The organism is Halomonas sp. (genome assembly GCF_029263665.1).
In the GTDB taxonomy this organism is placed as follows: Bacteria; Pseudomonadota; Gammaproteobacteria; order Pseudomonadales; family Halomonadaceae; genus Halomonas.
The window spans coordinates 1-12,395 of record NZ_JAJUFQ010000041.1 but is presented as its reverse complement, the minus strand read 5'-3'; the positions used below and the strand labels follow the sequence as shown (position 1 = coordinate 12,395).

The window sequence follows — 12,395 nt, the reverse complement described above, 5'->3', positions numbered from 1 at the left end:
TGCCCTGGAAGTCGAACTCAACCGCCGCGGCTATCACACCATGCTGCTGGATGGCGACAACATCCGCCATGGCCTGTGCAAGGACCTCGGCATGAGCGAAGCCGACCGGGCCGAGAACATCCGCCGTGTGGGTGAAGTGGCACGCCTGTTCGCCGAGGCTGGGGTGATCGTGATCACCGCCTTCATCTCGCCGTTCCGCAGCGACCGCGATACCGCCCGGGAACTGTTCGCCGAAGGCAGCTTCATCGAAGCCTATGTGGCCACACCGCTGGACGTGTGCGAGCAGCGCGATCCCAAGGGACTGTACCAGAAGGCCCGCGAAGGCAAGATTGGCGACTTCACCGGCATCAACAGCCCCTATGAAGTACCCAAGGACGCGGAAGTGGTGCTCAAGACCACCGAGTACACCCAGCAGGAATTGGTCAACCAACTGGTGAAGAGCTGCCTGTGAGCGAGCAAGAAATGACGCAGGGAAACCAGGGGCCGGCGCAAGCCGGCCTTCCCGATAGTAAGGACCTGCAAGAATGGGCTTGGCAGGCCACTCATGGTCAAGAGTGGCGCCTTGCTGCGCAACGTTGGGCTTTAGTGAGAGAGTTCTATCCTGACGAATCCGCAAGCTGGATCCAGGCCAGCATTGCCCATCGCAAGCTTGAAGAATATGACCTGGCTGAGGCGTTGATATCTGAAGCAGTAGAACGCTTCCCTCAAAACTCTAACACATTGCGCCAATATGCCGAGCTTGAGATAGAGCGAGGAAAATTCGATAGAGCACTTGAGCTGGTAGAACAGGCTAGGGAAAAGTTTTCCGATGACCCAGATGTTATCTGGAGTATCGCAAACGTTCATAAAAAGGCAGATCAGTGTAGTCGTGCCGAGCAGGAAAATTTGCTTGGGCAAGAGGTTTTTCCAGAGAATGCTAGGTTGGCAGTGCAATATGCTGAAATAGCCATGCAGCAAAAAGATTGGCAGACAGCACTAGAACGTTGGCAACAGGTGCGAGAAAGATTCCCTAAGCATGCTTCGGGCTTTGCGCGAGCAGCTGAGGCAGCAGAAAAGCTTGGCAATGAGCCGCTATCTCGGCAGTTGAAACTGGCCCAGGAGTATGGCAATGCCTGGTTGATCAGTTTGCAAGAAGAAGGCGAGGGTGAGTCGGTTCATAACATTAGCCCTCCGCAGCGGCGCAACTGGAAGACGTTTGTTGATCTTGTGTGGACGAAGGCTCGTCTTAATCTAAAGAGCGAGGCAAACCAGAACCATCTGCGATACTTCTGGTGGATTCTTGACCCGCTGTTGTATATGGCAGTCTTCTACATTGTCTTCGGTGTATTGATGGAAAGAGGTGGCCCTGGTTTTATCGCTTACTTGTTGACAGGTCTTGTCCCATTTCAATGGTTTGCCAAGACAGTTCAGCAGACCTCTGGTTCGATTGTGGGTGGCAAGGGCTTGATGCATAAAGTGCGCATTTCGCCACTGTTTTTCCCCTTGGTTGGTATTGTCCAGAATACTGGGAAACAGACACTGGTATTTCTGATGCTGGGTTTGTTCCTGGTCTTCTATGGTTTGCCGCCAACCGTGCATTGGCTGGCCGTAGTACCGGTTATTGCGGTACAGCTATTGTTGATGGTGGTTATCAGCTGCTTTTTGGCCATGCTGGTTCCCTTTGTGCGGGATATTTCCAACCTGATCCCGACAGGCATTCAGTTTCTGCTGTTTACCAGCGGTATTTTCTATACCGTGGACCGTATTCCCTCTGAATGGCATACGCTGTTCTTTTCCAACCCCATGGCCAATATTCTGCATCAGTACCGCTTGGTACTGGTGGAAAACCAGTGGCCGGACTGGAGTGGCTTGGGCTGGGTCTTCCTTGGTTGCATGATCGGTTTGGTTATCGTGTTGGCACTATACCGTCGCCTTGAACCCATTTTCCCCAGGGTGGTAATTGAATGATGGCAAGCCAGCAACAGATACCGGCCCATGGAGAGGTTATCATTTCCCTGAAAGATGTTGGGGTACGTTACAAGCGGCGTGGGGGACTTTTCCGCAAGCCTGAATATTTTCAGGCACTGGAAAATGTCAGCTTTGATATCTGTCGGGGGGATACACTGGGAATCGTAGGGCGAAATGGTGCCGGAAAGTCAACATTGTTGCGCACCATTGCAGGTATCATCCAGCCTGACTCCGGTGAGGTTGTTAACTTTGGTGTTACAGTATCGTTGCTTGCATTGCAGGCGGGATTTGATCCAGAGCTCCCAGGAACAGATAACGCTATTATTAGTGGAATGTTGATGGGGTATACGAGAAGGCAGGTTGAGTCGAGGATGAGTGACATCACTGAATTCTCTGAGCTTGGAGACTTTATATATCAACCTGTCAAGACGTATTCCTCAGGGATGCGTTCACGTCTGGGGTTCGCTGTCTCTATGTTCATGACACCAGGCGTACTACTGCTTGATGAAATTCTAAGTGTTGGGGATAAGGAATTCAGAAAAAAGGCAGAGAGTGAAATGGTAAAAAAATTTCACTCTGACCAGACTATAGTGCTGGTTAGTCATTCTGAAGGCCAAATTAAAAAATTATGCAATAAAGTCATTGAATTATAGTAGAGGTGATGCGTGAGCAGTGTAGCTATAGTAATCCCTGTAAAAGACGAAGAAAATCGTATTTTAGAGGCAATTGAATCAATTGCCCTGCATAATAATGTCAAGACAAAATTTTATGTTGTAGATGACAATTCATCAGACTCGACTGTTGAAAACGTCAAAAAACTATTTTTGGAAAAGTCAATTGATGGGGAAGTGATCTGCAATAGTGAGCCATCCGGAGCGGGTCGGTGTCGTAACCAAGGGTTTGAAAAGGTCAAAGAAGACTATGTGCTTTTCTTTGACGCAGATGACTATGCCTACCCAAGTAAGCTGGATTATGTTGTCGCTGTAGCAGAAAGGAATGGCAGCCAGGTAACTGTCATGGCGTACGACAGGGTTCATGGGCCAAGTGATACCAAATTAGGCATGAATGCCCACGATCAGAGGATTTTTGACCGGCTGAAGGTTGTAGGGTTAGAGCAGCCTGTCAATGTTAGGTCTGTTGGGTATGCATTGGAACTTGTTAACTATCCATGGAATAAACTGGTACGTACGGATTATGCTCGTGAAATATCACTAAGGTTCTCTGAAACTCCTGTCCATAACGATGTGTTTGCGCATTGGCAAATCATGATGAACGCAGAAAATATTTCATTCATTGATGAAAAATTCTGTGGACATCGTGTGGCCATAGGCGCTGATCAGATTACGAACATCTCTGATTCTCGCCGTATGTCGATGCTTTCAGTATTTGATGAGTTGCATACATATTTCTCCGAGAATTCATTTCTGAAAAAACGTTTCTATCATTTTTTTATTTCATTCAAGATAAAATTGTTCCGTTGGGGACATGCAAGAATTGATGATGAGCATGAAGAGGAGTTCCTAGAGCAGTTTCGCCTGACATTCAAGTCAATGACGAAGAAAGATTATTATCTGATTTTTGAAAAAATGCCAAACGTTGCTATTGAAGCACTAAAGTATCGTCTTGATTTGAACTGATTTCTCGGAGGAAAAATGGATAAGATTTCAGTAGTTGTCACTACATATAATATAGAAGAATATGTTGGTCAATGTTTGAAAAGTGTCGTTGATCAAGATTACGAGAATTTGGAAATTATCGTTGTTGATGACGGATCTTCAGATTCAACCCCTTCTATTATCCGAGAGTTTGCGGAGCGTGATTCTAGGATCGTTCCTATTCTATTGGAAGAAAACACTCCCGGGGGAGTAGCAACAGGCGCGAATGTTGGGATCAGTAAGGCCACAGGGGAGTGGATTGGGTTTGTTGATGGAGATGACTGGTGCGAGCCAGATATGTTCTCCTCTCTCATTCAGTTGGGTAAAGATACTGGCTCTGATTTGGTCATTGGAGACTTTCGAAACTATAATCAAATAGACGATACCTATTATGATCCTAGTGACCGTAAGCATTGGCTGAGCGATATTGAAAAAGGCTCTCCTTTATCATCCGTCGGCGATAAGAAACGTTTACTGAAATTTAACCCTGTTCCTTGGCGTAAGCTTTATTCATCCAAGCTCATTCATGATAATGATATTCGTTATCCGGAAGGCGATTATTTTTATGAGGATAATCCTTTCCACTGGTTCTGCATCTCTAAAGCTAATTCAATTTCCTTATTGGAAAAAGTTCTCTGCTATCACCGTATGAACCGTGTAGGACAGACAATGTCTACGGGTGATGAGAGACTTTTGGCTTTCTATGATCACCACGATACCATTCTCTCTTGGTTAAAAGCCACTGGCGAGTATGATACATATAAGAACGAGTTGGTGCTTTGGGTGATCAACAATACCTGTTGGATATATGATGCAATAGAAAGTGATTTAAAAAATGAAGTCTTGCTATGTTTGTCGGGTGCTTTGCATAAGCATGACAGCTCATTTGTTCAGCGTGTGATTAACTCCCAAAACATGGGAAATAAAGGAAGAGATCTGGCCAATCGTGCTTTGACATCTTTTGACCAGAGTGAAGATGGTGTATATATAAGTGATAGCGTAAAATACACTTCTTCCAGTCGTGTTAGGAAAATATTGCTTCTTGCGAAAGAGACTAAGGTCTACTACGAACAATATGGCGCAAAAGAGACTGCAAGAAAGATTCGTCAATATCTATATGCCAGAAGTCCTGTCAAATCGAAATTTTTCTCCCCAAGAAAAAATAAAGGTGGAGGAAATCTGACTGGTATTGAGAGAGATATAAAAGAAGTTCGTCAGCGACTGGAGTTTTCTGAGCTGATCCGGCTTTTGGAAGATGAAGAACGTAGGGTCCCATAACTTTCATTTATATTTTATTTGTTGTTTTTAACTGTGATGCATGTAATGCATAACTTGTATTGCATGCCATCATGTATATCATGAATGGGATTCTTATGATAAAAGTCCATCTCCATCTCGGAGCTCATAAAACGGCGACCACTTCACTTCAAGAAGTGCTTCGTATGAATAAGAAATATCTCTCGGAAAAAGGGATTTATTATTTTCCTAGAGAGAAGTTTCGCGACTTGGTTTCTAGGCCTCATTTTTATCCAAAAATGCTGCCAAGCACTATTGATAAAACTTTTATTGATGTTCTGAAAGAGCAAAATGATTATCAGGGTGAAACTAAAGTCATTGTCTCAGAAGAAAATCTTATTGCCCTTGTTCAAGAGGTTTTGACTTCTAAAGGGTTCTATAAAAACATTGAGAGTAGGTTCAAAAGAATAAATAAGTTTTTTTCTGATGTAAATGTTGAAGCTGTATACTTCACTACTAGAAGTTATGATGAGTTTTTGCCATCCATTTATGTGCAAATGAATAGAGCTCTTAATTTCAAAAGCTTTGATTCATTCATGGGTCGCACATCTCTTGATAAGCTGGATTGGTATGATGTCGTTGAGAGAATAAAAAATGGAATAAATTGTGAGAGGTTAATTGTTGAGGATTTTAAATCTATACTGAAGAAACCTGAAAATTATTATGATGATATGATTTTTGGTGTTCCTTACTCTTCTTTGAAGGGACTTGACAAATATCTCAATGATGGTATTTCAAATGAGGCTGTTATGATGTCAACGTTCCTTTCGGATGAGATTGGTGTTACAGTTACGCCCAAGGTGTTTAATAAACTTTCATCTCTTTTCCCTACTTTGAACTATGGAAAGTTTACCCCAATTAAAGGACAGCTAAAACAGCAGATGAGAGAAAAATATCAAGCTGATGTGGAAAGAATAAAGTCTTCACTATAGGTTATGGTGTTATAGTGCTGCATTTATCATGACTGATCAATAATTAAAGTAGATTCTCATTGATTGATATTTTTCATATGATTTTTAATAAGGAGCTTCTATGAAAATTTTGCTGGTAGGAGCAGGATTCTCAAATGCTGTTATATCCCGTGAGTTAGCTGACTGTGGTCATGAGTTAACTGTCATTGATCAACGAAGCCATATTGCTGGGAATTGTCACACTGAGCGTGATGCTGAAACTAGTGTAATGACCCATGTCTATGGTCCGCATATCTTCCATACCGATGATCAGGAAGTATGGGAGTATGTCAACCGTTTTTCTACATTCAAACCCTATGTGAACCGGGTCAAGACTACCGCCAAGGGGCAGGTGTTCTCTCTGCCGATCAACCTGCACACGATCAACCAGTTCTTCGGCAAGACCATGCGCCCGGACGAGGCGCGTACCTTTATCGAAGAACAGGCGGATACTTCCATTGAAGACCCACAGACTTTCGAAGAGCAAGCCATGCGCTTCGTGGGCAAGGATCTGTATGAAGCCTTTTTCAAGGGCTACACCCAGAAACAGTGGGGTTGCCACCCGAGCGAGCTGCCGGCCAGCATCCTCAAGCGTCTGCCGGTCCGCTTCAATTATAACGACAACTACTTTTTTCATCGTTTTCAAGGCATGCCGGAGCACGGTTATACCCAACTGGTGGAAGGTATTCTTGAGCACCCCAACATTATCGTGAAGCTGAACACTCGTTTCGAACGTTCGATGCTCGATGAGTATGACCATGTATTCTTCTCCGGCCCGTTGGATGGCTTCTTCGACTACGAGCTCGGTCGCCTCGGCTATCGTACCCTGGACTTCGAACGTTTTACCTATCAGGGTGATTATCAAGGCTGCGCGGTGATGAACTACGGGGAAGAAGAGGTTCCCTATACTCGTATCACCGAGCATAAGCATTTCTCGCCCTGGGAAGAGCATGATGGTAGTGTCTGCTACCGTGAATACAGTCGCGAGTGTGGCGAGGAAGATATTCCTTACTATCCCATTCGTCTGGTCAAGGAAAAGGCCATGTTGGCCGACTATGTCGAAAAGGCCAAGCAGACGGACAAGGTCACTTTCGTAGGGCGCCTGGGTACCTATCGCTACCTGGATATGGATGTCACCATCCGCGAAGCGCTGGATACCGCTCGAGGTTTCCTCAAGTGCCTGGAAGAGAATAAGCCGGCTCCGGCGTTCTTTGTCGAAGTATAAGCCTGACAAATGGGTTTAAATGACTGATCCGCTAAGCACTGATAGCATTAGTGTAGAGCAGCCACGGGCTCAGCCGAGCTTGGTGGCTGTCATTGTTTCCTTTAATCGCCTTGAACAGCTAAAGAAGGGTATCGCTTCTGTATTGGCTGGACCTGTGATCGGTGTTGTCGTGGTAGACAACGGTTCTACCGATGGCAGCCGTGAGTGGTTGAGCGATCTGAAGGATCCTCGCATACGCGTGCTGACGCCCGAACGCAATCTTGGGGGCGCTGGAGGCTTTGAGATAGGTTTTCGTGAGGCATTGGATGCCTTCTCACCGGATTGGCTTGTGTGTTTCGATGATGATGCACGCCCGGAAGAAGGGGCTTTTGCGACATTCCTTCAGCAGGACCTCAGTGGCGTTGATAGTGCGGCAGCCGCGGTGTATTACCCGGATGGTCGTATCTGTGAGATGAATCGGCCTAGCTGGAATCCTTTCTGGCATCCTGAATTGTTATGGCGAACGGTTCTGGGCATGTTGTCGGGACGCTCTCGCCAGGGCTTTCATGTTTCTGACGAGCATTATGGAATGGCCCCGCCTATGAATATTGATTCATCTTCTTTTGTTGGCTGTTTCGTACGCTCTGATGCTGTGAATAGGGTAGGATTACCTCGTGGGGAATTATTCATCTATGGAGATGATGTCATATACACGTTAAGCCTACGAAAGAGTGGTAGCCGACACGTATTCTTACCTAATGTCCGCTTTCAGCATGACTGTGGGGTTCAGTTGCATGCACCAAAGGCAATTTCTCCCTTATGGAAAGCCTACTACACTTATCGCAATGGCCTGGAGATGTATCGTATCGCCGCTGGTTGGTGGTTCCCACTGGTGGCTCCCGTCAAGGTAGCCAGCTGGTTGCTTGCTGCCAGGCACTATGATGACAAGCGACGATATCTGTCTCTTTGTTATCTCGCGATACGAGATGCGGTGAAGCGTAATTTTTCCCGTTCACATGATGAAATCATCCGTCGGTTTTCCTGATCCATGGCGCGTATCAAAACAATTTCAGGGTTTATCCCTTATTCACATATGGCGGCCCGTGTCACCGATGTGGTGGCACTGATTGCAGGTGGATATCTAGCCTATTTCATGCGCTTCGGTACGCTGGATAACATGATTGAACGTTACCACTGGATGATGTTGTCCGGGGCTTTGTTGGGCATGATCATCTTTCGCAACAGTGGTGTCTATCGGTCATGGCGTGGAGCCGTGCGTGTCGAGCTGGTGGTCCGTATAGCGCGTTGCTTCGCTATTCTTGGGGCTGCCATCTTTACCTACCTGTATTTCACCAAGACGGGTGTCCGCTTTTCCCGAGCATGGCTGGGAATATGGCTGACAAATGCCTTTGTCATCAGCGTTGGTATCCGTGCGGTTGCCTATCCTGTTCTTAACCGTATTCGTAGCCAAGGGCACAACCGCAAGACGGTCATGATGATTGGTGACCTGGAATCTTGTGCCTTCGCCGTCCAGAAGGTGAAAGAACAGCCTTCTACTGGCTTCGATATCATAGGTGCCCGCCTGATGGATGCCTCGGGATGCGATGCCCTGGATATCGCTGATTGTCAGGCATTCGATACAGAGAGAGATGGCCAGCCTGATGCAGATGAAGTCTGGATATGCTTGCCGATTTCCAGGGGATCCGTGGTCGAAAAAATTCTGGAAACGCTGAAGCATTGCACCAAGGATATTCGATACATGCCGGATGTTCAGGGGCTGAGACTCTTGAATCATGATCTTTCCAGTGTCGCTGGGCTTTATCTGCTGGATATGAGTTGCAGCCCGATGAGCGGGACTTCCCGTTGGCTGAAGGCAGTGGAAGACAGGGTGCTTTCAGCACTGATTCTGTTGGCATTATCTCCCATCATGTTGCTGGTCGCCCTTGCCGTAAAGCTGACATCCCGTGGCCCGGTGTTCTATCGCCAGGAACGCATGGGTTGGAATGGCAAGTCGTTCAAGATGCTCAAGTTCCGCACGATGCCCACGAATGTAGAGGCAAAAGGTGTGGAATGGGGACAGGCGTCCAATAAGCAGACAACCTTGATTGGTGGCTGGCTGAGACGCTCCAGCCTGGATGAACTTCCCCAGCTCATCAATGTCTTGAAAGGGGAAATGTCGATTGTCGGCCCACGCCCCGAGCGCACGGTTTTTGTCGACGAATTCAAGGAAAAGATTCCCGGCTATATGCAGAAGCATATGATGAATGCTGGTATTACGGGTTGGGCCCAAGTGCAGGGCTGGAGAGGTGATACGGATCTTTCCAAACGTATTGAATGCGATCTTTGGTATATCGAGAACTGGTCGTTATGGCTGGATCTGAAGATCATCGTGATGACGTTGTGGCATGGTTTCTTTCACCCGCATGCCCGTTGAATTTTAGGTGTTGATCATGAAAGTACTGGTGACCGGCGGTGCCGGATACATTGGCTCCCACACGGTGGTCGAGCTGCTTGAGTCAGGTCATGATGTGGTGGTGCTGGATAACCTCTGCAACGGTAGTGCCAAGTCTCTGGAGCGAGTTGAAGCGATCACGGGCAAGAAGGTCGATTTTGTAGAAGGCGATATTCGAGATCGCAGCGGCCTGGACAAAGTGTTTGCGGACCATGAGATTGGGTCGGTCATTCATTTCGCCGGGCTGAAGGCCGTCGGCGAGAGTGTCGGCAAGCCGTTGGCATACTACGAGAATAATGTCTACGGCACCCTGACGCTATGCCAGGCCATGGCGGCTGCAGGTGTATTTCGCCTGGTGTTCAGTTCCTCGGCGACGGTATACGGGGCAGAAGCGCCAGTGCCGTATCTCGAGAGCATGTCCCGTGGGTCGACTTCCAACCCCTATGGCACATCCAAGGCCATGGTCGAGAAAGTGCTGGAAGATCTATGCCTTGCCGATGATCGTTGGTCGGTGGCCTTGCTGCGCTATTTCAACCCGATTGGCGCACACCCTTCAGGACAGATTGGTGAGGACCCGCGAGGCATCCCCAACAATCTGATGCCATTTATCGCTCAGGTGGCAGTGGGACGCCTGAAGGAGTTGTCCATCTTCGGTGATGACTACCCGACTGAAGACGGTACCTGTGTACGTGATTACCTGCACGTAGTGGATCTGGCCAAGGGCCACCTCAAGTCCCTGGACAAGCTTGAACAGCCAGGCGTGCATATCTACAACCTGGGCACTGGTACCGGCTTTTCCGTGTTGGAGATGGTCGAGAGCTTCCAGCGTGTCACTGGCGTAGCCATTCCTTATCAGTTTGCCCCCCGTCGTGATGGGGACCTGCCTGCATTCTGGGCTGATGCAACCAAAGCGCATGAAGAACTTGGTTGGACAGCAGAGTTCAGCCTGGATGAGATGATTGCTGATACCTGGTGCTGGCAGTCGCAGAACCCCAATGGTTTTGAAAGTTAATGCAAACTATTGTCTTGCGGCTTTTGGGTATTCTGTATGGGATTTTATTAAATGATAGTGGCTAAAAACGCATAATTCATCTAAAAATTTAAGAAGAATGGATCTCTGTGAAATTTATGTCAATGCATCAGTGGTTATACTGTTCTTCTTTACTACAGCTTGTTTGGTATTTCGAAATGAGTGCGTTCTTAAAGGTGGCTTGGGATGAGAGTCAATAATGACCAAGGATGACGCGATACACTATCATGCTCTGGATGGGTTAAGAGGCATTGCAGCTCTTGTGGTGGTAATTGCCCATATGTCAATTCGGACTGATCTACAGGATTTTTTACGGATATCAGGACTTGGTCAAATTGGAGTAATGTTGTTCTTTGCTCTATCAGGTTTTCTGATGATGCATGTCACTCAAGGAAAACAATGCAGAACTTATGTTCATGATTTTATGGTAAAGAGACTCTCCCGAGTTTATCCATTATATTTTTTTGTGGTGCTGCTTGCTTTTCTTACTAGCTTCATACCAGCAAAAGACCACTTTCTTTCTATCTATAGAATTGAAGACATCTCTTCAGTTTTTCACCATCTTATTCTTATTGATGGAAATGTCGTGTTATGGACAATTTCTATTGAAATAATTTTTTATATTATATTTCCAGTTTTTTGGTTGGCCAAAGATAAAGGATGGATATATTTCTATATATTAGTAGTATCTGTATTTATAGCTCAGCAGACAGTTTATGGCGCCCTTCGGTGGGGGGACTTAGAGACAGCATTTTTAAGAATCATTCCGCGTGGGCACATGTTCTTGATTGGAATGGCAGTGTATCCAATCTTTTTGGCTATGAAAGAAAGAATGGTCGTCTTTGATGTTTTACTAATTATTTCTTTATTTGCTTTAGGAATAAATCTTCAAGAGGTTTCAAAGTCTATATTTGGCCATGGTATTTATGTTTGGAAAAATACTGCAGCTGTAATTTCATGCGGTGCTATCTTAATATGTGTTGTTTTTTCTAAGCATCTACGTCTTTTTTTTGAATATAAAATCTCAATTTTTCTTGGAAAGATATCATATTCTATTTATCTGACACATATGTTTGTCCTGAATGCTCTTGTTGTATACACTGGTTGGGAAACAAGTGATAAAATAGCCTATTGGGCAGCAGGCTTCTTGCTTACTATATTGATATCTTGTTTAACTTATAAGTTTATAGAATCCCCATTTAGGTCTATGTTGAATCAAAGATTCTGTACCGGCGTATCCACTGGTATAGCAGATGCTAAGGCGAGAAAAGCTTTATAGTTATGCGGCCTTCATGCAATGTTTTTTATAAATATATTGAGACGAAAAGTGCATACAAAACTATGTGTGCTGTGTAAAAATATTGCACAGAGAAAGATGAAGTTTTAAATATAACATCATTATGAATAAATGGGCAGCCATTCTCGCCTGATTTCAGTTTTCAGCAGTGAGTGACAGGAAATGAAAATCACTATTTTTGGCACAGGTTATGTGGGGCTGGTGACGGGCACCTGTCTGGCCGACGTTGGCCACGACGTCATGTGCATGGATGTGGATACCGACAAGATTGCCCGCCTCAAGGAGGGAGAGATCCCGATTTATGAGCCTGGGCTGGAGTCCATGGTCAAGACCAATGTGGCGGCAGGACGGTTGCGCTTCACCACGGATCCCGAAGAGGCGGTGGGCTTTGGTGAGCTGCAGTTTATCGCGGTGGGCACGCCACCGGATGAGGACGGCAGTGCGGACCTCAAGTATGTGCTGGCGGTTGCGGAGACCATTGGCGAGTACATGCAGGAAGACAAGGTCGTGGTCGACAAGTCCACTGTGCCGGTGGGGACGGCGGACAAGGTGCTGGCGACGGTG

General features: G+C 46.3%; 11 protein-coding genes and 1 pseudogene. All 12 read left to right on the top strand.

All coding sequences use genetic code 11. From position 1 onward, the window contains the following. On the top strand, window positions 1-451 hold a 451-nt coding region (gene cysC, locus Q1K07_RS20930), incomplete at its 5' end, for an adenylyl-sulfate kinase (protein ID WP_300315799.1). Beyond that, the gene (locus tag Q1K07_RS20925; RefSeq protein ID WP_300315796.1) at window positions 448-1,947 is read left to right on the top strand and encodes a tetratricopeptide repeat protein; all 1,500 of its coding nucleotides are present in this window, start codon (window positions 448-450) and stop codon (window positions 1,945-1,947) included. The genes cysC and Q1K07_RS20925, both read left to right, overlap by 4 nt. After that, window positions 1,944-2,600, top strand: a complete 657-nt coding sequence (locus tag Q1K07_RS20920; RefSeq protein ID WP_300315793.1) for an ABC transporter ATP-binding protein — start codon at window positions 1,944-1,946, stop codon at window positions 2,598-2,600. The genes Q1K07_RS20925 and Q1K07_RS20920 overlap by 4 nt, the downstream gene beginning before the upstream one ends. 12 nt (window positions 2,601-2,612) lie before the next feature. Continuing rightward, window positions 2,613-3,584: a glycosyltransferase family A protein gene (locus Q1K07_RS20915; protein WP_300315790.1), complete on the top strand. Its 972-nt coding sequence runs from the start codon at window positions 2,613-2,615 to the stop codon at window positions 3,582-3,584. Between the two features lie 15 nt (window positions 3,585-3,599). Then, a complete protein-coding gene (locus Q1K07_RS20910) occupies window positions 3,600-4,880 on the top strand; it encodes a glycosyltransferase (RefSeq protein WP_300315787.1) in 1,281 nt (426 codons plus the stop codon). Window positions 4,881-5,044: 164 nt separating this feature from the next. Further along, a complete protein-coding gene (locus tag Q1K07_RS20905; RefSeq protein WP_300315784.1) occupies window positions 5,045-5,830 on the top strand; it encodes a hypothetical protein in 786 nt (261 codons plus the stop codon). A 100-nt stretch (window positions 5,831-5,930) separates the two neighbouring features. Then, on the top strand, window positions 5,931-7,073 hold the full coding sequence (gene glf, locus Q1K07_RS20900) for a UDP-galactopyranose mutase (RefSeq protein WP_300315781.1): 1,143 nt from the start codon (window positions 5,931-5,933) through the stop codon (window positions 7,071-7,073). A gap of 19 nt (window positions 7,074-7,092) precedes the next feature. After that, complete coding sequence (locus tag Q1K07_RS20895; RefSeq protein ID WP_300315778.1) at window positions 7,093-8,097, top strand: glycosyltransferase; 1,005 nt, start codon at window positions 7,093-7,095, stop codon at window positions 8,095-8,097. Window positions 8,098-8,100: 3 nt separating this feature from the next. Beyond that, window positions 8,101-9,486: an undecaprenyl-phosphate glucose phosphotransferase gene (locus Q1K07_RS20890; RefSeq protein WP_300315775.1), complete on the top strand. Its 1,386-nt coding sequence runs from the start codon at window positions 8,101-8,103 to the stop codon at window positions 9,484-9,486. A 16-nt stretch (window positions 9,487-9,502) separates the two neighbouring features. Beyond that, a complete protein-coding gene (gene galE / locus Q1K07_RS20885; RefSeq protein ID WP_300315772.1) occupies window positions 9,503-10,516 on the top strand; it encodes a UDP-glucose 4-epimerase GalE in 1,014 nt (337 codons plus the stop codon). A gap of 217 nt (window positions 10,517-10,733) precedes the next feature. Then, a complete protein-coding gene (locus Q1K07_RS20880) occupies window positions 10,734-11,813 on the top strand; it encodes an acyltransferase (RefSeq protein ID WP_300315769.1) in 1,080 nt (359 codons plus the stop codon). A gap of 180 nt (window positions 11,814-11,993) precedes the next feature. Beyond that, window positions 11,994-12,395, top strand: a pseudogene (locus Q1K07_RS20875) (UDP-glucose 6-dehydrogenase); the annotation flags it as partial.